Origin of the sequence: Pseudomonas sp. DVZ6 (assembly GCF_024259445.1) — a bacterium.
GTDB classification, from domain to species: domain Bacteria; phylum Pseudomonadota; class Gammaproteobacteria; order Pseudomonadales; family Pseudomonadaceae; genus Aquipseudomonas; species Aquipseudomonas peradeniyensis.
The window spans coordinates 16,481-38,826 of sequence record NZ_JANCLM010000005.1; the positions used below are offsets into that span (position 1 = coordinate 16,481).

Annotated in this window: 19 protein-coding genes; 10 read left to right on the forward strand and 9 right to left on the reverse strand. The window is 65.3% G+C overall.

The features are described from left to right. Positions 1-6: 6 nt before the first annotated feature. The 5 genes from NMG10_RS04255 to NMG10_RS04275 all read left to right on the forward strand — a co-directional run bounded on the left by NMG10_RS04255 (position 7) and on the right by NMG10_RS04275 (position 6,170). Positions 7-858 (forward strand): endonuclease/exonuclease/phosphatase family protein, encoded by an 852-nt coding sequence (locus NMG10_RS04255; protein ID WP_110736018.1) that lies wholly within the window; start codon positions 7-9, stop codon positions 856-858. A 96-nt stretch (positions 859-954) separates the two neighbouring features. Then, positions 955-2,952: a GGDEF domain-containing protein gene (locus NMG10_RS04260; protein WP_254463867.1), complete on the forward strand. Its 1,998-nt coding sequence runs from the start codon at positions 955-957 to the stop codon at positions 2,950-2,952. A gap of 97 nt (positions 2,953-3,049) precedes the next feature. Continuing rightward, complete coding sequence (locus tag NMG10_RS04265; RefSeq protein WP_254463868.1) at positions 3,050-3,445, forward strand: hypothetical protein; 396 nt, start codon at positions 3,050-3,052, stop codon at positions 3,443-3,445. An 84-nt stretch (positions 3,446-3,529) separates the two neighbouring features. Next, positions 3,530-4,306 carry an N-acetylmuramoyl-L-alanine amidase gene (locus NMG10_RS04270; RefSeq protein ID WP_232855476.1) on the forward strand — a complete coding sequence of 259 codons (777 nt, stop codon included), beginning with the start codon at positions 3,530-3,532 and terminating at the stop codon, positions 4,304-4,306. Positions 4,307-4,550: 244 nt separating this feature from the next. Beyond that, positions 4,551-6,170 carry an EAL domain-containing protein gene (locus NMG10_RS04275; RefSeq protein WP_232855477.1) on the forward strand — a complete coding sequence of 540 codons (1,620 nt, stop codon included), beginning with the start codon at positions 4,551-4,553 and terminating at the stop codon, positions 6,168-6,170. Positions 6,171-6,398: 228 nt separating this feature from the next. Here NMG10_RS04275 and NMG10_RS04280 read toward each other — a convergent pair whose 3' ends face one another. Beyond that, positions 6,399-8,177 carry a KinB sensor domain-containing domain gene (locus tag NMG10_RS04280; RefSeq protein ID WP_254463869.1) on the reverse strand — a complete coding sequence of 593 codons (1,779 nt, stop codon included), beginning with the start codon at positions 8,175-8,177 and terminating at the stop codon, positions 6,399-6,401. Then, a complete protein-coding gene (algB, locus tag NMG10_RS04285) occupies positions 8,174-9,520 on the reverse strand; it encodes a sigma-54-dependent response regulator transcription factor AlgB (protein WP_254463870.1) in 1,347 nt (448 codons plus the stop codon). Before algB ends, NMG10_RS04280 begins: the two co-directional genes overlap by 4 nt. A 391-nt stretch (positions 9,521-9,911) precedes the next feature. Here algB and NMG10_RS04290 point away from each other — a divergent pair, with 391 nt between their 5' ends. From NMG10_RS04290 to NMG10_RS04310, 5 genes are all read left to right on the forward strand, one after another. Continuing rightward, the gene (locus NMG10_RS04290) at positions 9,912-10,196 is read left to right on the forward strand and encodes a hypothetical protein (protein ID WP_186712192.1); all 285 of its coding nucleotides are present in this window, start codon (positions 9,912-9,914) and stop codon (positions 10,194-10,196) included. 39 nt (positions 10,197-10,235) lie between these two features. Then, positions 10,236-10,397 carry a DUF1328 domain-containing protein gene (locus NMG10_RS04295; protein ID WP_008092060.1) on the forward strand — a complete coding sequence of 54 codons (162 nt, stop codon included), beginning with the start codon at positions 10,236-10,238 and terminating at the stop codon, positions 10,395-10,397. 5 nt (positions 10,398-10,402) lie between these two features. Beyond that, entirely contained in the window at positions 10,403-10,873 is a 471-nt protein-coding gene (locus NMG10_RS04300) for an inhibitor of vertebrate lysozyme family protein (RefSeq protein ID WP_203649092.1), read from the forward strand. A gap of 738 nt (positions 10,874-11,611) precedes the next feature. Beyond that, positions 11,612-12,946, forward strand: a complete 1,335-nt coding sequence (gene gltP / locus NMG10_RS04305; protein ID WP_050703212.1) for a glutamate/aspartate:proton symporter GltP — start codon at positions 11,612-11,614, stop codon at positions 12,944-12,946. Between the two features lie 208 nt (positions 12,947-13,154). After that, entirely contained in the window at positions 13,155-14,384 is a 1,230-nt protein-coding gene (locus tag NMG10_RS04310) for a nucleoside recognition domain-containing protein (protein WP_203649090.1), read from the forward strand. Here NMG10_RS04310 and NMG10_RS04315 read toward each other — a convergent pair. From NMG10_RS04315 to NMG10_RS04345, 7 genes are all read right to left on the reverse strand, one after another. After that, a complete protein-coding gene (locus NMG10_RS04315) occupies positions 14,366-14,980 on the reverse strand; it encodes an ABC-type transport auxiliary lipoprotein family protein (RefSeq protein ID WP_254463871.1) in 615 nt (204 codons plus the stop codon). The genes NMG10_RS04310 and NMG10_RS04315 overlap by 19 nt on opposite strands. Further along, positions 14,977-15,915 carry an MlaD family protein gene (locus NMG10_RS04320; protein ID WP_050703215.1) on the reverse strand — a complete coding sequence of 313 codons (939 nt, stop codon included), beginning with the start codon at positions 15,913-15,915 and terminating at the stop codon, positions 14,977-14,979. The genes NMG10_RS04315 and NMG10_RS04320 overlap by 4 nt, the downstream gene beginning before the upstream one ends. 3 nt (positions 15,916-15,918) lie before the next feature. After that, positions 15,919-16,704, reverse strand: coding sequence for an ABC transporter ATP-binding protein (locus tag NMG10_RS04325; protein ID WP_232855481.1), 786 nt, complete (start codon positions 16,702-16,704; stop codon positions 15,919-15,921). Then, positions 16,701-17,834, reverse strand: a complete 1,134-nt coding sequence (locus NMG10_RS04330) for an ABC transporter permease (protein WP_050703217.1) — start codon at positions 17,832-17,834, stop codon at positions 16,701-16,703. Before NMG10_RS04330 ends, NMG10_RS04325 begins: the two co-directional genes overlap by 4 nt. A 61-nt stretch (positions 17,835-17,895) precedes the next feature. After that, the gene (locus tag NMG10_RS04335; protein ID WP_110735988.1) at positions 17,896-18,915 is read right to left on the reverse strand and encodes a DUF5924 family protein; all 1,020 of its coding nucleotides are present in this window, start codon (positions 18,913-18,915) and stop codon (positions 17,896-17,898) included. A gap of 122 nt (positions 18,916-19,037) precedes the next feature. Further along, complete coding sequence (locus tag NMG10_RS04340) at positions 19,038-20,444, reverse strand: pitrilysin family protein (protein ID WP_254463872.1); 1,407 nt, start codon at positions 20,442-20,444, stop codon at positions 19,038-19,040. Between the two features lie 31 nt (positions 20,445-20,475). Further along, the gene (locus NMG10_RS04345; RefSeq protein ID WP_203649085.1) at positions 20,476-22,134 is read right to left on the reverse strand and encodes a Na/Pi cotransporter family protein; all 1,659 of its coding nucleotides are present in this window, start codon (positions 22,132-22,134) and stop codon (positions 20,476-20,478) included. Positions 22,135-22,346: the final 212 nt, after the last annotated feature.

Genomic DNA, 22,346 nt, shown 5'->3' on the forward strand with positions numbered 1-22,346 from the left:
ACCGCCATGCGCTTGCGTGCCACGCGAGGCATTGGCCTGCCCCAGCCGCAGGTCAACGAGCATCACCTGCGGGCCACCGGCCTGCCGGAAGATGGTCGCCTGCGGCTGCTCAGCTTCAACATCCAGGTTGGCATCAGCACTGAGCGTTATCGGCACTATGTCACCCGCAGCTGGCAGCACCTGCTGCCGCACAACGGGCGCGCCGGCAACCTGCAGAAGATCGGCGACCTGCTCGGTGACTTCGACCTGGTGGCCCTGCAGGAAGCCGACGGCGGCAGCCTGCGCTCCGGCTTTGTCAACCAGGTCGAGCACCTTGCCCAGTTGGGCGCCTTCCCCTACTGGTACCAGCAGCTCAACCGCAACCTCGGGCGTTTCGCCCAGCACAGCAACGGCGTGCTCAGCCGCCTCAAGCCCCAGCACCTGGAAGACCACCCCTTGCCCGGCCCGTCCGGCCGCGGGGCGATACTGGTGCGCTTCGGCGAGGGCGAGGATGCGCTGATCGTGGTGATGATGCACCTGGCCCTTGGCGCCAAGACCCGCGCCCGTCAGCTGGCCTACATCCGCGAGCTGATTGGTGGCTATCGCCACCAGATCCTCATGGGTGACATGAACACCCATGCCAACGACCTGATCGAGCACTCGCCACTGCGTGACCTGGGCCTGATCGCGCCCCAGGTCGAGGCCACCTTCCCCAGTTGGCGCCCCCAGCGTTGCCTGGACCATATCCTGCTCAGCCCGAGCCTGACACTCGAGCGAGTCGAGGTGTTGGCGCAGCCCATTTCCGACCACCTCCCGGTTGCCGTCGAGATCCGATTGCCTGATGCCCTGACTGTGGATACGCTGCCGGTCCTGAGTTAGTCCTGCCTGGGCGAATCCAGCACTCAAGTGTTGGGCTTTTCCGCCGAAATCCAGTGATTGCAGGACTAGATGCCACTACCCGTTGCGGATCCAGGCATGACCGAAGAAGCCGAGCGCTGGAAAGAAAAATACCTCAAGAGCATCGAGCAGCAGGAAAAGCTCGAGCGGCGCTGGGAAGCCCGTCTCGACCTGCTGCGCCGTGGCCTGGTGCGCAGCACCCTGGCGGCTGAAGGTAGCGACAAGACCGTTGACCAGTGCATGAAGGAAATGCGCGAGGTCATCCGCAGCGACAACATGGATGCCGGCCTCGCCGGGCTGATTCCACGCCTGGAAAAAGCCGTGCTCGACTCCGAGCAGCGCCGTGAGACCCGCATGAACCAGGTCAGCGAGGCGCTGACTGCACTGGTTACCCAGCTGCAGACCCTGCCGCTGCCGGGCGAGGTGTCGCGGCCGCTGAAAAAACTGGCGAAGAAGCTCGACGGTGGGGTCAGCCAGTCCCGCGAACTGCCGCCCTTGCTGGGTGAGCTCAGCGGCTTGCAGGGGCGCGCCCTGAGCGCGGTGCAAAAGCCCGAGGACGAAGCCCGCCCGGGTTTCCTGCAACGCCTGTTCGGTGGCCGTGACGAGGCCCCGGGCGAGCTGGTGCCTGCGCCTGTGGCCGTCGAAATACCTGTGCCTGCGGCGCAGGAGGCTCCCGTCATCGCGCCTGAGGCGCAGGCCAGGGATGCCGATGAACTGCATGCTCTTGCACCTGTGCCGCCTGTCACGCCTGAGCCTGCGCAGGAGCACACCGCGTCTGCCGAATTGCCCGAACCGGAACCCGAGCCGGAAATTGAACTGCCCGGTCCAGCGTTGGTTGAAACCACGCCAGTGCCCGTTGTCGAATCGAAAGCCGAACCTCAAGCCGAGGTGGAGCCCGTTGACGTAGCGGTTGCTGAGCCCGTGGCGCTTGTCGAGGACGTGCAACCCGTATCGGATGAGCTGGAACCTGCGGCAGATGAGGTTATCGGCGAAGACGGCCCTTATGCTCTCCCCGACGCGGTCGAGCCACCGTACAGCCAGGTCGCCGCCCATATCGAGCAGACCCTGATCGGCCTGCTCGATGACCTCAGCCTGCCGGAGCGCCACAAGGCCCAGGCCCTGGAGATGCGCGAGCGGGTTTCACGGGGGCTGAACTGGTACGAGCTGATTCCGGTCCTGGATGACCTGGCCGTGCTCATGCTGGCGATCACCGACAGTGGCCAGCATGAGTTCGAAGCCTACCTGCAACAGCTCAACGAGCGCCTGGAGACCTTCCAGAGCCATCTGCACGAAGCCAGCGCCGGCCATGCCGACAACAGCTCCGCCGCCCGCGAGCTGGACAGCCAGTTGCGCGAGCAGGTCGATGGCCTGCAAAGCAGCGTGCAGGGCGCCGTCGATGTCGACAGCCTCAAGCACATCCTGGAGAACCGTCTCGAGGGCCTGCTGGTGACCATGGACGATCACCAGCATGAGCGCGACCGCCGCGAACACGAGCTGGCCAGCCGCCTGCAAGGCCTGGCCGAGCGCGTGGCGAGCATGGAGCAGGAGGCCCTCGGTTACCGCGAGCACCTGGAGGAGCAGCGCCAGAAAGCCATGATTGATCCGCTTACCGGCCTGCCCAACCGTGCGGCCTGGAGTGAACAGGTCGAACGCGAGGTACTCGACTGGCAGGAGAACGGCGGTCACCTGGCCATGGCCATCCTCGACCTCGATCATTTCAAGCGCATCAACGACGGTTATGGCCACCTGGCGGGCGACAAGGTGCTGAAGATCGTTGCCGAGCAGTTGCGCAAGCGCCTGCGCGGGCGCGACTTCATCGCCCGCTTCGGCGGCGAGGAGTTCGTCCTGCTGTTGCCGCAGACTTCACCGCCGGCAGCGGCGCAGGTGGCCGAAGCACTGCGTGCGGCCATCGAAGCCTGCCCGTTCCACTTCAAGGGCGAGCGGGTAGTCATCACCACTTCCATTGGCATCAGCGCCTTCCGCTCCGGCGAGCGCAGCGACCAGGTGCTCAAGCGCGCTGACGAGGCGTTGTATCGGGCCAAGGACAATGGCCGCAATCGGGTTGAGCAGGCATAAACAAGTACCGCTTCTCTGACTCCCGGACCGTTGAGACTACGGGTGAGCGCTGACTGTTCAGCGCCTCGCCAACAGACCGACGACTGGAGTTTGAAGAATGAAAATGACCCGATTGATCATGCCGCTGCTGCTGGGCCTGGTTTTCCAGACAAGTGCAATGGCCAAGGATCAGTTCTTTACCGCACGCGTGGGTGCCGATGGCACGGTGCTGCGTCAGTGGCCCCAATGGATCAGTGAGGTCGAGCGCCGGGCGCAGCCCAATTACTTCACCCAGTACACGCTCAAGTTCAATCCACGCATCATTCAGCAAGACCCAGGCTACTGCTCGGTGTCGCCAATCGATGCCAGCAGCCATGATCGGCAGATGCATGGTCAGGCCAAGGTTATTGGCAACCCGCAGGTCACGCATGCCACGGTGATGACGCAGTTGGTGGACATGAAAGGCGCCAGCGGCGACAACTCTCTGGAGTTTCTGGTCATGTGCATTCGCTGAGCGGATGCAACGCACTCTGACGCCAAGCGGTCAGCACGTTATACTATAGCGCTGTTGCCGCTTACCTGATGACGTATTCCCGCAATGAAAAGACTCTTCACTGCCCTGCTCCTGCTGGCCCTGACAGGTTGTTCCAGTGGCCTGCGCATCGACCGCAGCCATCCCTCGGCCAACCAGGACAGCCGTATCCAGTTCGTCGTGCTGCATTACACCAATGCCTCGCTGGAGCGTTCCCTTGCCCTGCTGACCCATGGCGAAGTCAGCAGCCACTACCTGATCGGTGACGGCCCGGCCACGGTGTATCAGCTGGTGGACGAGAACCGCCGCGCCTGGCACGCCGGGGACAGCCAGTGGCAGGGTCGCACCTGGCTCAATTCCAGCTCCATTGGCATCGAGATCGTCAACGAGGGGTATACCGACACGCCGACCGGGCGGGTCTGGCATCCGTACAGCGAAGCGCAGGTGCAGGCGCTGATCGCGCTGCTCAAGGATATCGTCAAGCGCAACAACATCGATCCGCGCCACATCATCGGCCACAGCGACATCGCGCCGTTGCGCAAGCTCGACCCGGGCCCGCTGTTCCCCTGGAAGCGCCTGGCCGACGCCGGACTGGGCATCTGGCCGGATGCCGCCTCGGTGGCACGGCAACAGGCCTATTTCGAGGTCAATCCGCCGAGTGTCACCTGGTACCAGCAGCAGCTGGCGCGCTTTGGCTACGCCATCGACCAGACTGGCGAGCTGGATGTTTCCACCCGGCATGTGATCGCCGCCTTCCAGATGCGTTTCCGCCCGCAGCGCTTTGACGGTGTGCCGGATGCGCAGACTGCGGCGATGTTGCAGGTGCTCAACCGCAAACGCTAATACGATTTTTGAACGTTCAGCGTGGGAGCGGGCTTGCCCCGCGATGCGGTGCATGGCACCGGCTTCGCCGGTGATCGCGGGGCAAGCCCGCTCCCACGCTGGTAGTGCCTGCACCTTTTCTTCCTGTGTAACAGCGCAACATAAATCGCTGGGCGATCTTCGATAGGGCTCCTCCACTCGCCCAGCGGCCGCGCCAAGCTCCGATTCAGTTGCTATACCTTTGGTATTCAACTGGATGCCACGCATGTTTGACCTCCTCGCTTCGGTGCGTCAATTTTTCCACCGACCCTGGCTGTTGGCCGCGCTCGCGGCGTTGGCCAGTGCCGTGCTGTTGCTGGCGATCAGCGTCAACGTCGCCTTGCAGCAGATGAAGCAGAGTGAAAGCGCGCAGATGAACGCCCAGGGTGAGCGTTTCCTGGAGCGCCTGGAGCAGGTGTTCGGTCAGTTGCGCGAGGGCGTGGACCAGCTTCAGGCGCAACCCCTGCGTGGCTGTGACCCGCAGATGCTGGCGCAACTGCAGCAGGTGGCGCTGAAGTCGCGGTTCATCTACGAGGCGTCCTATGTGGAAGGCTCGCTGGCCTGTTCGAACCGCGGCGGCCAGCGGACTATCGAACCTTTGCGCAGCCCTGATATCCAGGGCCCGACCTACAGCTACTGGCTCAACACCACCACCGAGCCCAACGAGAACCTCGCGGCGCTGATGCTGGGCCGGGGCCGCTTCGTGGTGTCGACCTCCCGTGGCCATCTCACCGACGTGGTCGACCTACCCCCGGGCGGCAGCCTGCTGGTGGTGCTGGACCGGGGCACGCGGGCCATTCCGGTGCTGGGGCCGGCGCAACCCTGGCCACCGATCGCCGACTGGCCGCCGCCGCAGGGCAAGTCGCTGATCGAACTGCCCGACCGCCTGGTCTATCGCATGTCCACCAAGTCGCCGGACTACCAGCTGGTGCTGATCGCCCCTCGTGCCAGCCTGCCCCTGAAGCTCAACGGCCTGCTCTGGTTGCTGTTCCCCGGCAGCCTGGTGCTGGCGGCGTGCATCGGCTGGCTGGTGCTGCAACTGATCCTGCAGCGCCGCTCGATGAGCTCGGAGCTGCAGCAGGCCTTGCGCCGGGGCGAACTGCAGGTGCTGTACCAGCCGATCTTCGAGCTGGACAGCCGCCGCTGCGTCGGGGCCGAGGCGCTGGTGCGCTGGCGCCGCCCGGACGGCAGCCTGACCAGCCCGGAGCTGTTCATTCCCCTGGCGGAGAACACCGGGCAGATTCGCCAGATAACCGATTTCGTCCTGCAGCGGGTGCTCGAGCAACTGGGGCAGTTGTTGCGGGCCAACCGCCAGCTGTACATCTCGGTTAACCTGGCGGCCTGCGATGTCATGGCGCCGCGTATCGGCCGGGTGGCGGCGCGGCTGTTGGCCCATCATCGGGTGGCGCCCCGGCAGATTGCCTTCGAGGTGACCGAACGCGGGCTGATCGACGTGGTGGTGGCGCGGGATAACCTGCAGGCCCTGCGCGACGTGGGGCACCAGGTGTTGATCGATGACTTCGGCACCGGTTATTGCAGCCTGGCGTACTTGCAGACATTGCCCGTGGACTGCCTGAAGATCGACAAGTCGTTCATCGACGCCCTCGGCCATGACGCCGCCAGCAGCGGCGTGGCGCCGCACATCATCCGCATGGCCCACGACCTGCACCTGCGGGTGATCGCCGAGGGCATCGAGTCCGAGGACCAGGCGGTGCTGCTCAACAGCGAGGGGGTCAACTATGGCCAGGGCTGGTTGTTCGCCCATCCGCTGAACGCGCGCCAGTTTGCCGAGCTGATTACCCGGGGGCGGCGGGTGGCGGGGCGGCGGATCGATGATGAGCCTTGAGGCTGGACTGCCTGCGCCAGCCTCATCGCTGCGCAAGCCCAACACACAGCTCAGTGATTTAGCTTGCCCCTGTGGGAGCAACTGTCTTGCTCAACTTTTAGAATCTGGCGCGATACCTGTGGGAGCGGGTTTACCCGCGAAGAATCCAGCGCGGTGCCTGGCACCGGCTTCGCCGGTGTTCGCGGCGGTGCGGCGGTCCGATAAACCCGCTCCCACCGAAAATGTCTGTCAGACCGGTAAGGCCATATAGAACTGCGTGCCCTGCCCTGGCCGTGAGAACACCCCCATCCGCCCGCCATGCAGCTGGACGATCTCCTTGCACAGCGCCAGGCCCAGGCCGGCCCCGCCCTTTTTGCGCCCGACCTGCACGAACGGCTCGAAGATCCGCCCTTGCTGGCCGTAGGCGATACCTTCGCCATTGTCCTCGACGCTGATGATCACCCGCTCTGCGTGGCGCCGCGCGTGCAGGCGGATGCGCCCGCCGCTGCCGGTGTGGCGGATGGCGTTGTGCAGCAGGTTGTCGAGCACCCGATCGAGTTGCGCGACGTCGGCCTGGATACGCGGCAGCGGCGGTTCCAGCTCGCGTACCAGCTCGATCTGCTTGCCCGAAGCCTGTTCGGCAAAGCGTGCCTGGGCGCGCTCGAACAGTTCGTCGAGGGCACAGGGGGCCAGCTCCAGCTTCTGCAGGCCGCTTTGATAGCGAGAGAAGTTGAGCAGGTCGTTGATCAGTTGGGTGAGGCGCTGCATCTCCTCGGCGATGGTCTCGAGCAGGTCGTTTTCCCGCGCCTCGGGCGGGAAACTGACCCGCTCGCGCAGCAGGCCGAACGCCATGTGCATGCCGGTGACCGGCGTGCGCAGTTCGTGGGAGGCGCGCAGCACGAACTCGCTGCGTACCCGCTCGAAGGCACGCTGTTCGGTGACATCGTGCAGCACCATCACCGCGCCGAGGATCGGTCCCTCGGGGTGGCTGACCGGGGTCAGGCTGTAGGTCAGCAGGCGGGTTTCCTCATCCACCTCCAGGCTCAGGTCGTCCGGCGGGCGGTCCAGGCTGCCGCCGCGCAGCACCTGGCGTAGCTGCTTCTCCAGCTCCGGGCGCTGCAGGGCCTCGGCCAGGCTTGCGCCGAGCCGGCTCGGGTCCCAGCCGAGCTGGCGCTGGGCCACCGGGTTGAGGTGTTCCAGGCGGCCCTGGCGATCGATGATCAGCAGGCCGTCGTCGATGCTGTCGAGCACTGCCTGCAGGCGCTGCTGGCCGGCCTGCAGTTCGTCGATGTTGGTGGCCTGGTGCTTGCGCAGGGCATCGGCCATCAGGCCGAAGCGACGGGTCAGCTGGTTGAGCTCGGTGGCCTGGGTCACCGGCAGGGTGACGTCGAAATTGCCCTGGCCGACCTGGTCGGCGGCCTTGGCCAGCGCCTCGATCGGCTGGCCGAAGCGGCGGGCGATGTTGTGCGCGGTGATGAACCCGAGCACCAGCACGGTGAGGCCCATCAGCCCCAGCAAGCCGCTGATCAGCAGGGCGCGGTCGCGTGCTTTCTCCTCGCTGCGGGCGATGTGCTCCAGGGCCTGGCGGTGAGAGTCCAGCAGGTCGGTACGGACCTGGTTGAAGGTGGCGCCGAGGGGTTGGTCCACGCCCATGCTGCGGGCGGGTGCGGGGCTCTGCCGGTAGGCCTGGACGAACGCCTGGTAGTTGCTGGCGGCCTTGCTGAAGCCGGTGCGCTCGCCGCCTTGCTCCAGCCCTTGCTTGAGCAGCGTCTGGAACTGCTCCTGCAAGTTCACCAGGCTGGTCGGAACGGTGTCCTCGTCGAGGATCAGGTTCAGTTGCTCACCCAGGTTCTGGCGCAGCTTCAGGCCCAGCTCCAGGGTGTGGGTGGTGTCCTGCACCACGCGCTGCTGCAGGGCTGCCATCTGCAGCACGCTGAACAGCCCCAGCATCAGCCCCAGCAGGGCTACCGTGACCAGCGCCGAAATGCTGAGGAACAGCCGCGTGCGCAGCTTCATCGGCCATTTCATAGGTTGTACTGCTTGCGCTTGCGGTACAGGGTGGAGGCGTCGATGCCGAGGGTCTTGGCCGCCTGGTCGAGGGTGTCGCTGGTGGCCAGCACCGCGCCGATATGGGCGCGTTCCAGTTCATCCAGGCTCAGCGCCGCGCCGACCCTGGGTGCGTTGCTGACGGACTGCTCGGCCATGCCCAGGTGGCTGATCTCCACCCATTCCTGTGGGCAGATGATGCTGGCCCGTTCGATCACGTTGCGCAGTTCGCGAATATTGCCCGGCCAGCGGTAGTTGAGCAGCGCGGCCCGGGCTTCGTCGCTGAAGCCGCGGGCCGGGCGCGAGTATTCCTTGACGAAGCGGGCCAGGAAACGGTCGGCCAGGGTCAGGATGTCCTCGCTGCGCTCGCGCAGCGGCGGCAGGTGCAGGGTGATGACGTTCAACCGGTACAGCAGGTCTTCACGGAAGCGGTTCTCGCGGACCATCTCGTCGAGATTGAGGTTGGTGGCCGCCAGAATCCGCACGTCCGCCCGACGGGTGACCGGATCGCCGACCCGCTCGTATTCCTTGTCCTGGATGAAACGCAGCAGTTTCGGTTGCAGCGTGAGGGGAAAATCGCCGATTTCGTCGAGAAACAGCGTGCCACCATCGGCCTGGCTGACCCGCCCCAGGGTGCTCTCGCTGGCACCGGTGAAGGCACCACGGGTGTGGCCGAACAGCTCGCTCTCCATCAGCTCGGCATTCAGCGAGGGGCAGTTGATGGTCACGCAGGCCTTGCGCGCCCGCTTGCTCCAGCCATGGATGGCACGGGCCAGCTCGCCCTTGCCGGTGCCCGACTCGCCGAGGATGAGGATGTTGGCGTCGGTGGTCGCCACCTGGCGCGCGGTTTCCAGCACCGCCATCATCGCCGGGCTGTGGGAGTCCAGGCCGTCCTTGGGTTTGCGTACCTCGCCTTCCAGGGCTTCCAGGCGCGCCGACAGTTGTCGCACCTCCAGCTGCTTGGCGGTGGCCAGGCGCAGCTGGTCGGGGCTGCAGGGCTTGACCAGGTAGTCGGCGGCGCCGGCCTGGATGGCATCCACCGCGGTGTCGATGGCCGAGTGGGCGGTGACGATCACCACCCGCATCCAAGGTGCCTGGATGCGCATCTGCGCCAGCACGTCCAGGCCGTTGTCCTCGCCCAGGCGCAGGTCGAGGAAACACAGGTCGAACACCTGGCGCTGCAACAGGGTCTCGGCCTGGGCGGCGCTGTTGGCGGTCGCCACGCTGTAGCCCTCGTCCTCGAGGCAATAGCGGAAGGTACGCAGGATGGCGGACTCGTCGTCCACCAGCAGAATGCGGCCTTGGTTGTCCTGGGCTGATTCCATTTCCTGCGCTCCTTTGGGATTGATCTCAATTAGTGTCGGAAAAATCGGGCAAGTTGCATGGTCGATTCTGATTGATTCCACTCCATGCATGCTAGCCGCATGCCTTCATGATGGCTAAGCGGCTGATAAATATGAAGTTGATAACGGGCAATCGGCTGCTAGCCCGATCTGAGGGCCTGGAGTGGAGGCATCGCTATGAACTGGCCGAAGGCCGAGTCGTGCAAAACGCACGGCCCGATTGCGGTGCATCGTGCAGGATACGTCCCTCATCAAGTTGGGTGAATTTCATATCTTCCTGATTTAAAAGGATTTTTTGTTGTGCGTTAAGGCTGGCATGCAGGCTGCAATGACCTTTGCAGAATGGATAACAAGCACAGCAGGAGGAGCCGGCATGAATCGCCCCCAAGACAATCGTACGCAGAGCGCTGTAGTCCCCCTGCACCAGCTGTTGTTCCTCGGCATGGCCCTGCTGCTCACCTTGGCGGCAGGCCTGTTCTACCACAGCTGGCAGACCGCCCGGCTGGCCGAGCAGGTGGCGGTGCAGACCGCGCTGTTGACGCAAATGCGGGCCACCCATGCCACCACCCTGGTCAAGGCCGCCGAGCCGCTGCCCAGTGCCGACACCGCGCCTGCCGTGCTCGAGCGCGTCCAGCCCGAGGAGCGTTGGGTGTTCTGACGCCATCGACCGATTTCGCACAAGAAAAGGAGAAACATCATGCTTAGTTGGGCAATCACCTTCCTGATCATCGCCATCATCGCCGCAGTCCTGGGCTTTGGCGGCATCGCTGGCGCCGCGACCGGTATCGCGAAGATCCTGTTCATTGTCTTCCTGGTGCTGTTCGTCGCCTCTTTCTTCTTCGGCCGCGGCAGAGGTTGATGACCATGAGCAGGATGCTCCCCAAGGCCCTGGTTGTCGCGCTGCTGCTGGGCAGCGGCGCGACGGCGCTGGCGGCCAATGACGGCCAGGTCCGGGCCAACCAGTTGCTCGGCTCGGACCCCGAATACCAAAAAACCTGGCAGAAGACCCTCAAGAACGAGGAGCGCCTGCCCGAGTGGGTGATCAACCTGAGCGGCAGTTCGGCGCAGCAGATGTCGGCGGTGACCGAGGACGGCGACCAGTACCTGGTCGGGCCGTTGTGCGAGTCCGAAGGCAACTGCACCTACAAGCGCATGATCGTGGCCTTCAGCTGGGACAAGGAAGAAGCCTACGGCATGCTCGTGGAAGTGCCCGAAGGCCTGCCCGCCGACAAGTCGCCGACCCGCCATGCCAACTACCGCTGGCTGGGCAAGCCGGACGAGGGCATGAAGGCCTTGCTGCAGGAGCAGCTCAAGCGTGACCCGAACTGGTACTGACCAGCGGTCGCGCACTGTAAATAGTGTCACTAGATAGAAGCTGAACCTTTTTATCTTTCAGGCTTCTATGATGCGCCGCCCCGAGGAGGGGTGGCGCATGACCAAGGGGCCGGGCCGCTCTGACTGTTTCAGGGTCGCAGTGGCCTAGGGGTACAGGGAGTGCCTCCGTCATGGGCCGGGTCAGGAGAGGGTGGCATCGGAAGTTGCAGGTCGGTTGGGTCCGAACAGGACGATGTGACCGATCTGGCTTCCGAAGCGCCTGTAGGACTTCTTCCTTTAATACGAGCGACTTTTTACTTCAGACACATTTTGTCGCTACCGTATATCGAAATATTTTCAGTTGTCCGACAGGTCAGCTCGTGTGGCATTTCAGCCATTCGGATTGTCGAACACGCCACTTCACACCTTTCTGTCCTACTGCCAAATCGGCCTAAAAATGGCGCTTTGGTCTTGTTCGGAAATCCGAACGTTGAAAATCAAGGGCTTGGCGATGCCCGATTTTGGCTTCCGGTCTCATGCCGATTCGGCATAGGGTAGTCGTTTCCGGCATTAGACTGCCCCTCCCCACGTCGCAATAGTTGCCGCCTTTTTCCTCGGCCCGAGCGCCAGCAATGTTCGCTCGCGGTGTCCTTACAGTGGGACGCCGGACCGACCCGGCGCAACCGGAATGGCTTTTAGCCGCTCTGGCATGCGCCTTTTCGGCCGGTGCCCGTGACCACTACAACAAAGGGTAATGACATGAAGAAGGCAAAACTGAGCCTCGCCTGGCAGATCGTGATTGGTCTGTTGCTGGGCGTTGCAGTCGGCGCGCTACTGAATCATTTCAGTGCAGAAAAGGCATGGTGGATCAGCAACGTCCTCCAGCCGGCCGGCGACATCTTCATTCGCCTGATCAAGATGATCGTCGTCCCGATCGTGATTTCGTCGCTGATCGTGGGCATCGCCGGGGTTGGCGACGCGAAGAAACTGGGCAGCATCGGCCTGAAGACCATCATCTACTTCGAGGTGGTGACCACCATCGCCATCGTCGTCGGCCTGGTCCTGGCCAACGTGTTCCACCCGGGCGCCGGCATCGACATGAGCACCCTGGGCACCGTCGACATCTCCAAGTACCAGGCCACCGCGGCCGAGGTGCAGCATGAGCACGCGTTCATCGAGACCCTGCTCAACCTGATCCCGTCGAACATCTTCGCGGCGCTGATGCGTGGCGAGATGCTGCCGATCATCTTCTTCTCGGTGATGTTCGGCATGGGCCTGTCGAGCCTCAACGCCGACCTGCGCGAGCCGCTGGTGCGTACCTTCCAGGGCGTGTCGGAGACCATGTTCAAGGTCACCCACATGATCATGAACTACGCCCCGATCGGCGTGTTCGCCCTGATCGCAGCCACCGTCGCCAACTTCGGCTTTGCCTCCCTGCTGCCACTGGCCAAGCTGGTGCTGCTGGTGTACTTCGCCATCGCCTTCTTCGCCTTCATGGTGCTGGGCCTGGTGGCGCGCGTGTTCGGCTTCTCGATCATCAAGATCATGCGCATCATGAAGGACGAGCTGATCCTCGCCTACTCCACCTCCAGCTCCGAGACCGTGCTGCCGCGCGTGATCGAGAAGATGGAGAAGTACGGCGCGCCGAAGTCGATCTGCTCGTTCGTGGTACCGACCGGCTACTCGTTCAACCTCGACGGCTCGACCCTGTACCAGAGCATTGCGGCGATCTTCATCGCCCAGCTGTACGGCATCGACCTGTCCTGGAGCCAGCAGCTGCTGCTGGTGCTGACCCTGATGGTCACCTCCAAGGGTATCGCCGGCGTGCCGGGCGTGTCCTTCGTGGTACTGCTGGCCACCCTGGGCAGCGTGGGTATTCCGCTGGAAGGCCTGGCCTTCATCGCCGGTGTCGACCGCATCATGGACATGGCCCGTACCGCGCTGAACGTGGTGGGCAACGCCCTGGCTGCGGTGGTCATCGCCAAGTGGCAGGGCATGTACGACGCCGAGAAAGGCGCGGCGTACTACCAGTCGCTGGTGCTGGAAAAAGGCAAGAAAGAGGCTGTGGTGGCGGGCAAGACCGTCAACCAGTAAGCCACTGAGCTGAGCGAAGAGCCCCGACTTGTCGGGGCTTTTTGCATTCTTTTGTGGCGCATCGGGTCCTGTGGGGGCGGGTTTACCCGCGAAGCAGACAACTCGGTGGCTGGCACCGGCTTTGCCGGTGTTCGCGGGTAAACCCGCTCCCACAGAGGGCGCGGCGATTGCGCTATCATTCGGGCATTTTTCACGGGGGAACACACGGATGCTCAACGGCCTCTGGCTCGGCTTTTTCCTGGTGGCGGCCATCTCCGCCCTGGCCCAATGGCTGGTGGGCGGCAACGCCGGCATCTTCGCCGCGATGGTCGAGAGCATCTTTGCCATGGCCAAGCTGTCGGTGGAGGTCATGGTCCTGCTGTTCGGCACCCTGACCCTGTGGCTGGGCTTCCTCAAGATCGCCGAGAAGGCCGGCATCGTCGAATGGCTGGCCAAGGTCCTCGGCCCGCTGTTCGCCCGGTTGATGCCGGAAGTGCCGCCCGGCCACCCTGCCCTGGGCCTGATCACCATGAACTTCGCCGCCAACGGCCTGGGCCTGGACAACGCCGCCACGCCCATCGGCCTGAAGGCCATGCGTTCGCTGCAGGAGCTCAACCCCAGCAGCACCACGGCAAGCAATGCGCAGATCCTGTTCCTGGTGCTCAACGCCTCGTCGCTGACCCTGCTGCCGGTGACCATCTTCATGTACCGCGCCCAGCAAGGCGCGCCCGATCCGACCATGGTGTTCCTGCCGATCCTGCTGGCTACCAGCTGCTCGACCCTGGTCGGCCTGCTGTCGGTGGCGGTGATGCAGCGCCTGCGCCTGTGGGACCCGGTTGTGCTCGCCTACCTGATTCCCGGCGCCCTGTTGCTGGGTGGTTTCATGGCCTTCCTCGGCACGCTGTCGGCGGCCGCGTTGGCCAGCCTGTCGTCGATCCTCGGCAACCTGACGTTGTTCGGTGTGATCATGCTGTTCCTGGTGATCGGCGCATTAAGGCGGGTTCAGGTGTACGAGGCCTTTGTCGAGGGCGCCAAGGAGGGCTTCGACGTGGCCAAGAGCCTGTTGCCCTACCTGGTGGCGATGCTGGTGGCGGTCGGCGTGCTGCGTGCCTCGGGCGCCCTGGAGCTGGCCCTGGACGGCATCCGTCACGCGGTGACCTGGATGGGCCTGGACACCCGCTTCGTCGAGGGCCTGCCCACCGCGCTGGTCAAGCCGTTCTCCGGCAGCGCGGCGCGGGCCATGCTGATCGAGACCATGCAGACCCAAGGCGTGGACAGCTTCCCGGCGCTGGTGGCGGCGACCGTCCAGGGCAGCACCGAGACCACCTTCTACGTGCTGGCGGTGTACTTCGGCGCGGTCGGCATCCAGCGCGTGCGCCACGCCGTCGGCTGCGCCCTGCTGGCCGAGCTGGCCGGGGTGATCGCGGCGATCTTCGTCTGCTACTGGTTCTTCGCCTGAGCCTGGCTGACGGTCCAGTCGATCACCTGGCGCGCCAGCTGGTCGCTGGCCGCGCCGAAGCCGGCGACCACCGCTGACACCTGCTGTTCACCCAGCGCCTGGCGCACCTCGAAGCGTTTACTCGCGAGGATGCGCTGGCTGCGGCCCTGCACCAGCCGCGCGTCGTAGCGGATCACCACCTCCACCGCACCGCCTGGGCGGTATTCGCTCTGGAAGGCCTGTAGCTCGCCGCCCAGCTCGTAGTCGGCCTGCAGGTTGCTGTCATCGGCGCTCAGGCGCTGCACCCGGCCATCGCGCTGGAAACCGTCGAGCAGGCGGTTGCGCACCAGCATCGGTGTCGGGTCGCTCCAGCGTGCGCCCTTGTAGCTGCTGATCACGTCACCTTGGGGGATCACCGCGATACGCGGCCCGGCCAGGGCTTCGCTGGCCAGCGGCTTGTTCAGGCGCAGCGACCAGTCCAGCGGCGCGGCGGCGCGGGCCGACTGGTTCACCGGCAGGCGGTAGATATCCACAGGCTCGCTCTGTGGCAGGATCGAGCAGGCCGATACCAGGCTCAGCGTGGCGGCGGCGAAGGCCAGGCGCAGCGACGGGATCATGGCTGGAACTCCTTGTTGTTGTCGCGGCCCAGCAGGTAGCCGCTGGGGTCGGCTTCCAGGCGCCGGGAGATGCCCTTGAGCGAATTGAGGGTCTCACGCAGTTCGCGGATCGCCGGGGCGATCTGGTTCAGGCCCTGGGCACCGTCGTCCAGGGACTGGCGGTTGTCCTGCAGCAGGCTGTTGATGGTGGCGGTGCTTTCGGCCAGCGACTGCATGGCCTGCTCGGCGCTGCCGATGGCCTGCTTGCCCTGGGTGCCGAGCAGGCCGTTGGCATTGCGCATCAACGCCTGGGTTTCGGCCAGGGTGGCGTTGGCCTGCTTGCCGACCTGGGCCAGTTGCTCGATGGCGTCGGCGATGCCGCCCTTCTGGCTGGCGAAGGCGCCGGTGGTCTGCTCGAGATTGGCCAGGGTGTTGCTCAGGCGTTCGATGTTGCTTTCGGAGAACATCAGGTTGGCGTTGTGCAGCAGCAGGTTGATGTTGGTCACCAGGTCGCTGCTGTCGTTGAGCAGGCGCGAGATCGGCGAGGGCGAGGCGACGATCACTGGCAGCTTGCCGTCCCTGCCCTTGAGTTCGGGGCTCTGCGGGGTGCCGCCGCTGAGCTGGATGAATGAGTTGCCGGTCACTCCGGCCAGGGTCAGCTTGGCCTGGGTGTCCTCCTTGACCGGCGTATCGCCGCTCAGGCGTACTCGGGCCAGCACCCGGCGCGGGTCTTTCGGGTCCAGGCGTAGGCTGCTGACGTCGCCGACCTTGATGCCGTTGTACTGCACCGGGCTGCCGCGGGACAGGCCGGAGACCGCCTCGTTGAACACCACTTCGTAGTCCTTGAAGGCGTCGTCGACGCTGGACTTGGTCAGCCACAGGCCGAACAGCATGGCGCCGGCCACCACCAGCACGGTGACCAGGCCGATCAGGACATGATGAGCTCGGGTTTCCATCGTTCAGCGCTCCTGGCGGGCGCGCAGGGCGGCGTCTTCGGCCGCCCGGCCACGCGGGCCGTGAAAGTATTCGTGAATCCAGGGGTCGTTGGTCTGCTCGACCTCGGCCAGGGGCCCTGCCACCAGCACCTTCTTCTGCGACAGCACCGCCACCCGGTCGGTGATGGTGTAGAGGGTGTCCAGGTCGTGGGTAATGAGGAACACCGACAGCCCCAGGGCATCGCGCAAGGTGAGGATCAACTGGTCGAAGGCGGCGGCGCCGATCGGGTCGAGGCCGGCGGTGGGCTCGTCGAGGAACAGGATGTCCGGGTCCAGGGCCAGGGCGCGGGCCAGGGCGGCGCGCTTGATCATGCCGCCGGACAGCGACGCCGGGTACTTGTCGGCGGCGCTGATCGGCAGCCCGGCCAGGGCCAGCTTGACCCCGGCCAGGTGCTCGGCGTCGGCCCGCGACAGCCCGGCATGCTCGATCAGTGGCAGGGCGACGTTCTCGGTGACGGTCAGCGAGGAGAACAGCGCGCCCTTCTGGAACAGCACGCCGAAGCGGCGTTCGACCAGCGAGCGCTGGCTTTCGTCGAGGGTGGCCAGGTCCTGGCCGAACACCTTGACCGTGCCTTCGTTGGGCCGGCGCAGGCCGACGATGCTGCGCAACAGCACCGACTTGCCGCTGCCCGAGCCACCGACCACGGCGAGGATCTCGCCGCGGTACAGATCCAGGTCGAGGTTCTCGTGCACGCTCTGGCTGCCAAAGCGGTTGCACAGGCCCCGGGCTTCGATCACGGCTTCAGTCACCAGCCCATCTCCATGAAGAACAGCGCGGCCACCGCATCCAGCACGATCACCACGAAGATCGACTGCACCACGGCAGACGTGGTGTGGGCGCCCACCGACTCGGCGCTGCCGCTGACCTTGAAGCCTTCCAGGCAGCCGATGGCGGCGATCAGGAAGGCGAAGAACGGCGCCTTGGCCAGGCCCACCAGGAAGTGCTGCACGCCGATGTCGCTCTGCAGCAGTGAGAGGAACATGGCCGGTGAGATGTCCAGGGTCAGGGCACAGACCACCGCGCCGCCGATCATGCCGCAGAGCATCGCGACGAAGGTAAGCAGGGGCAGCGCGATCAGCAGCGCCAGTACCCGCGGCACCACCAGCAGTTCGATGGGGTTCAGGCCCAGGGTGCGGATGGCGTCGATCTCTTCGTTGGCCTTCATCGAACCGATCTGCGCGGTGAACGCGCTGGCGGTGCGACCGGCCATGAGGATGGCGGTCAGCAGCACGGCGAATTCACGCAGGAAGGAGAACGCCACCAGGTCGACGGTGAAGATGGTCGCACCGAAGTCGGCCAGCACCGTGGCGCCGAGGAAGGCCACCACCGCGCCCACCAGGAAGGTTAGCAAGGCGACGATCGGCGCGGCGTCCAGGCCGGTCTGCTCGAGGTGCGCGACCACCGGGGTGACACGCCAGCGGTGCGGCTGGAACAGGCGCAGGAACAGGGTCTGCAGGATCAGGCCGATAAAGCCCAGCACCTGGTTGGTGTCCTGCCACAGCTGGTCGACGGCGCGGCCGATGCGCGCCAGCAGCAGGAGCAGCACCGGTTGCTCAGGCTCCTTGACCGGGATGCAGTAGTCCTGCACCGAGCAGTAGACGTTCTTCAGCAGCGCGCGGCTGGCGTCGGGGAGTTCGTCGGTGCAGCGCGACAGGCGCTCGGAGCCCAGCAGCTCGGCCAGCAGCGAGGCGCCGGCGGTGTCCAGGCGGCCCAGCTGGCTGAGGTCGACCTGGGTGTCATCGCCGTACTGGCTGCCCAGACGCTCGCACTCGCGCTTGAGGCTGGCGTAGTGGGCCAGGGTCCAGTCGCCGACGATGCGCAGGCGCGAGGGCTGCTCGGTGGTGTCCAGGGTGGCGCTCGGGACGGTCATAGGCTCCATGCGTCTGACTGAGGGCATAGAGGCTGATCATAGCGCAGCGGGCCGCTCCTACAGGGTTTTTTCAGCGGGCGGTGTCGTCCACAACCTTGAACCGCAACACCCCGATCACCTGCCCGTCCTCGGTCAGCACCCTCACCTGCCACTTGCCCACCGGATTGGCCGGGAAGTTCTGCTTGTGGGTCCAGGCCCGGTAGCCTTCCTTGCGCCCACCGTGAATATCCAGGGCGATGCGGTCGACCTCTTTGCCGTCCAGCTGCCACACATGGTAGATGCGTTCGTTCAGGCCACGGGGCGCGTTGATGGCGGTATAGGCGTACAGTCCGCCACTGCGGATGCGACTGGCAGCCACTTCGTCCAGCGAGGCGCCCGGCTGGCGGTTGAGCACTTCTGTGCTGATCGCCACATCGGTCATCCACAGCGTGGCCGGTGGCACCCAGGAACGCAGCAGCCAGCCGCCGCCGCCGACCGCCAGGGTCACCAGCACCAGGGCCACGCCGCGGCGCCAGTTGTTGATCGGGAAGCTGCTGGCCAGGCTTGGGAACGACAGCACCATGGCGGCGATCAGCGCCAGCTTGAAGCTCTGCGCGGTGGTCAGGTGCAGGATGATCGGCAGCGCCGTGAGCATCGCGGCGAACAGCGTCAGGGTGTGCAGCGCCAGGAACAGCCAGCGCCGCGGCGCCAGCCATTTGTGGTACAGCGGGTCGACGATCGAGATCAGCCCGGCGGCGCCGAGCAGGCCGGTGAAGATCAGCTGGCCGCTGTTCCAGGTGGTGGTGATGAAGAAGAACGGCAGGACGAAGAACAGGCTTTCCTGGTGGATCATCTGCGTCGCGAAGCGCAGCAGCGGCTGCGGGATCTCGCGCTTGAAGGTGCGGGCGAACAGCTCGGTGAGGGTGTTCTCCAGCATCAGCCAGATCCAGCTGACCAGCATGACGATGGCGATCCAGCTGGCCAGCCCGGCCTGGCGGTCGACCAGGATGAAGCTGCCGATCCCTGAGAGGAAACCGTAGAGCGCGATGATGCCAGGATAGCGTTTGAGCAGCTCGATGATGCGCAGGATGAAGCTGGGGATCGGGGGCATGGGTTTACAACAGGAAAAGGCGTGTTCGAGGCGTCGTGGGAGCGGGCTTGCCCCGCGATGAGATCATCGCGGGGCAAGCCCGCTCCCACGCAGACGCTGTTGGCCGACAGGATACCGCCGAATCACGGCTCCCGTGTAGCACCACTGGGGCGATTGGCCACCACGCGGCGCCGGCGGATCAGCCCCGCGGCCAGGGTCAGCCCCAGCACCAGTGCCACCAGCCCATACAGTTCGTCATACCCCAGCAACGGCTTCTCGATGCGCAGGTACCCCGGTTCATTGAGCAGTTCGCGCAGTGCCGCGTCGGCCTGCTTGAGGCTGACCTGGCGCAGTTGCCGCACCGGATCGGTGAAACGCCCGTCCTCGTAGGCGTTGAGCGCCCCCCAGTAATAGTCGGCGAGCGCCGCGTTGCCCTGGGTGGTCCAGCTTTCCCGGGCAATTGCCGCCTCCTTGATCCGGGCGAAGGTGTCCGGGTCCAGGCCGTGTTTGCGCAGGTGGTCGAACAGCTCCCCGAGCACCTTCAGCGCCTCGTCGAGGTCCTGGCGCTCGAGGTCGGCATTGAGGCTGAGCATCCCGCTGTCGCCGAAGCTCTCGCGTTGCACCGACGGGCCATAGGACAGGCCGTGACGCAGGCGCAGCTGGTCGTACAGCGCCCAGTCGAGGTAGCGCGAGAGCAGCTCGAGGGTCTGGTCGTGGCCCTCCTCCAGCGTTGGCTCGATGAACAGCCAGTGCAGCTTGACGTTGTCGCCCAACCAGCCGCGGGTCAGGTCGCGGCGCTGCTCGGCCTGCTGGCTGATACTTTCCAGGTTGCGGCGCTCCTCGGGCTCGGTGGCCGGCAATTCGCCGAAGGTGCGTTCCAGGTAGGCCGGCAGCAGGCGGTCGAGGCCGCCGACGACGATCAGCGACATGTTGTTGGCCGCGTACCAGTGTTCGCGCAGTTGCCGGACCTGCTCCAGGGTCATGTCGTCGAGGTTGGAGCGCTCGGGGCACTTCAGGCCCAGCTCGGTGGCCAGCTGGTCGCTGGCCGGGTGGCCGATGTCCTGGCGGTCGAGCCAGCGCTGCAGACGGCCGTAGTGGCCGCCGTCCTCGCGTTCGATGATCTTCTTCGCGGTGGCCAGCGCCTTTTCGTCGATGCGGGTGTCGCGCAGGATTGCCAGCAGCAGGTCGAGCACTTTGCGCTGGTTGCGCGCCGGGGCCTCGATGACGAAGGTGGTGTCGGCGCTGCTGGTGAAGGCGTTCCACTCCCCGCCCAGGGCCTGCATGCGCTCCTCCAGGCCGCCCTCGCCCGTCTCGTCGATACCGCTGAACAGCAGGTGCTCGAGCAGGTGCGGCAGCTCGCGCTGGTCGCAGTCGAAGTCGTCCAGGCCCACGCCGACCACCAGGCGGATCGACACATGGTCGCGCTCGTAGCCGGACTTGAGGATCACTTGCAGGCCGTTGGGCAGCAGGTAACCCTCGACCCGTGAGCGATCGAGGGCGAGCGTGGGCAGGCTGAGGGTCAGCAGGCAGGCGAACAACAGGCAACGCATAGGCGAGCTTCGGTCTCCGGGGTGTCTGGGCTCAAGGCTGGCGGGCTTCGTCCGGCACGCTGTCGAGCATCAGCCCGCCGGTGTCGGTGCCGCCCAGTACCACATAGGCACTGCTGCAGAACAAAGAGTTCAAACGCTTCATGTCGGCAATCAGCTCCAAGTGTAGCGAACTGGTCTCGATACTCTGCACCACTTTACGTTGCAGGCGGCTGACATGGGCGTGGGCCAGGCGCCTTTCCTGGGCGCGGAAGCGGCGTTTCTCGCGCAGCAACTGGTGCGCGCTCTGCGGGTCGGCGCTGAGGAACACCGTCAGGCCCAGGCGCAGGTTGGCCAGCAGCTGCTCCTGCAGGCCGGTCAGTTCCTCCAGGCCGACCTGGGAAAACTCCCGGCGCTGCGAGGTCTTCTGCTGCTGGACCTTGCGCAGCATGCGCTCGATCAGGTCGCTGGCCAGCTTGAGGTTGATCGCCAGCTCGATGATTTCCGCCCAGCGCCGATTGTCCTGCTCGCCAAGATCCTCGCGGGGCATCTGCGCCAGGTACAGCTTGATGGCGTTGTACAGGGCCTCGGCGTCCTCGCCCAGGGCCCGCACCTGCTGCGGCATCGCGGTTTGGGTGCCGCGCAGGGCGCCGAGCATGGCCTCGAGCAGGCTGTCGACGATATCGCCCAGGCGCAGGGTTTCGCGCACGGCGTTGGCCAGTGCCAGGCTGGGGGTGTTCAGCGCGGTCGGGTCCAGGTGGCGCGGCTGGTGATGGCCGTTGCCGTTGTCACGTTCGGGCAACAGGTAGCTGCACACACGGCCCATGGGTTTGACCGTCGGCAGCATCAGCAGGCAGCGCAAGGTGTTGTAGAGCAGGTGGAAGCCGATCACCAGCTCTTGCGGGCTGAAGCTCAGGCTGTCCATCCACTCCACCAGAGGGTGCAGCACCGGGATGATCAGCAGCAGGCCGACGATCTTGTACAGCAGGCTGCCCAGCGCCACCCGGCGTCCGGCGCTGTTCTGCAGGCTGGTGGTGAGGAAGGCGAGCAGGCCGCTGCCGATGTTGGCGCCGATCACCAGGCCGATGGCCACCGGCAGGCTGATCACCTCGGCGCCGGCCAGGGTGGCGGTGAGCAGCACGGCGGCCAGGCTGGAGTAGGAAATCATGGCGAACAGCGCGCCGATCAGGGCGTCGAGCAGGATGTCGCCGGTCAGCGAGGCGAACAGCACCTTGACCCCCTGGGCGTGGGTGATCGGCGCGGCGGCGTGGACGATCAACTGCAGCGCCAGGATGATCAGGCCCAGGCCGATGCCCACCCGGCCCAGTTGGCCGGCGCGGGTCTGCTTGCGCGAGAGGAAGAAGATCACCCCGAGGAAGATCAGCAGCGGCGACAGCCAGGACAGGTCGAAGGTCAGCACCCGCGCCATCAGCGCAGTGCCCACGTCGGCACCGAGCATGATCGCCAGGGCCGGGGTCATGGCCATCAGGCCCTGGCCGACGAACGAGGTGACCAGCATGGCGGTGGCGTTGCTGCTCTGCACCATGGCGGTGACCAGGATCCCGGCGATGAACGCCAGCGGGCGCTTGTTCATGTTCTGGCCGAGCACCCGACGCAGGTTCGAGCCGTACACCCGCAGGATGCCGGTACGCACGATATGGGTGCCCCACACCAGCAGCGCCACGGCGGAGAGCAGGTTGAGCAGGGTCAGCATGGTCGGGCCCCCTTTTCTTCTATGCCCCTGGGCGGGGCCAATGGGTGCGGCGGTGAGCCTGGCCCGGGGGTGGGCTGGTTTTTTCAGTGCTCACTGAAGCTTTAGTTGTTTTGCCTGGCTGGCGCCAGCTTGGCATGGCTGAAATATATTTGAAACACGAGTGGCCTGTAGGAGCGGCCTTGTGTCGCGAAAGGGGCGCGCAGCGGCCCCAG

Coding starts and splice junctions, on each gene's coding strand:
- NMG10_RS04320 (WP_050703215.1), bottom strand. CDS start 15,915: ATGGAAACCCGAGCTCATCATGTCCTGATCGGCCTGGTCACCGTGCTG.
- NMG10_RS04335 (WP_110735988.1), bottom strand. CDS start 18,915: ATGCCCCCGATCCCCAGCTTCATCCTGCGCATCATCGAGCTGCTCAAA.
- NMG10_RS04310 (WP_203649090.1), top strand. CDS start 13,155: ATGCTCAACGGCCTCTGGCTCGGCTTTTTCCTGGTGGCGGCCATCTCC.
- NMG10_RS04270 (WP_232855476.1), top strand. CDS start 3,530: ATGAAAAGACTCTTCACTGCCCTGCTCCTGCTGGCCCTGACAGGTTGT.
- NMG10_RS04255 (WP_110736018.1), top strand. CDS start 7: ATGCGCTTGCGTGCCACGCGAGGCATTGGCCTGCCCCAGCCGCAGGTC.
- NMG10_RS04290 (WP_186712192.1), top strand. CDS start 9,912: ATGAATCGCCCCCAAGACAATCGTACGCAGAGCGCTGTAGTCCCCCTG.
- NMG10_RS04295 (WP_008092060.1), top strand. CDS start 10,236: ATGCTTAGTTGGGCAATCACCTTCCTGATCATCGCCATCATCGCCGCA.
- NMG10_RS04300 (WP_203649092.1), top strand. CDS start 10,403: ATGAGCAGGATGCTCCCCAAGGCCCTGGTTGTCGCGCTGCTGCTGGGC.
- NMG10_RS04275 (WP_232855477.1), top strand. CDS start 4,551: ATGTTTGACCTCCTCGCTTCGGTGCGTCAATTTTTCCACCGACCCTGG.
- gltP (WP_050703212.1), top strand. CDS start 11,612: ATGAAGAAGGCAAAACTGAGCCTCGCCTGGCAGATCGTGATTGGTCTG.
- NMG10_RS04330 (WP_050703217.1), bottom strand. CDS start 17,834: ATGGAGCCTATGACCGTCCCGAGCGCCACCCTGGACACCACCGAGCAG.
- algB (WP_254463870.1), bottom strand. CDS start 9,520: ATGGAATCAGCCCAGGACAACCAAGGCCGCATTCTGCTGGTGGACGAC.
- NMG10_RS04315 (WP_254463871.1), bottom strand. CDS start 14,980: ATGATCCCGTCGCTGCGCCTGGCCTTCGCCGCCGCCACGCTGAGCCTG.
- NMG10_RS04265 (WP_254463868.1), top strand. CDS start 3,050: ATGAAAATGACCCGATTGATCATGCCGCTGCTGCTGGGCCTGGTTTTC.
- NMG10_RS04260 (WP_254463867.1), top strand. CDS start 955: ATGACCGAAGAAGCCGAGCGCTGGAAAGAAAAATACCTCAAGAGCATC.
- NMG10_RS04345 (WP_203649085.1), bottom strand. CDS start 22,134: ATGCTGACCCTGCTCAACCTGCTCTCCGCCGTGGCGCTGCTGGTGTGG.
- NMG10_RS04340 (WP_254463872.1), bottom strand. CDS start 20,444: ATGCGTTGCCTGTTGTTCGCCTGCCTGCTGACCCTCAGCCTGCCCACG.
- NMG10_RS04280 (WP_254463869.1), bottom strand. CDS start 8,177: ATGAAATGGCCGATGAAGCTGCGCACGCGGCTGTTCCTCAGCATTTCG.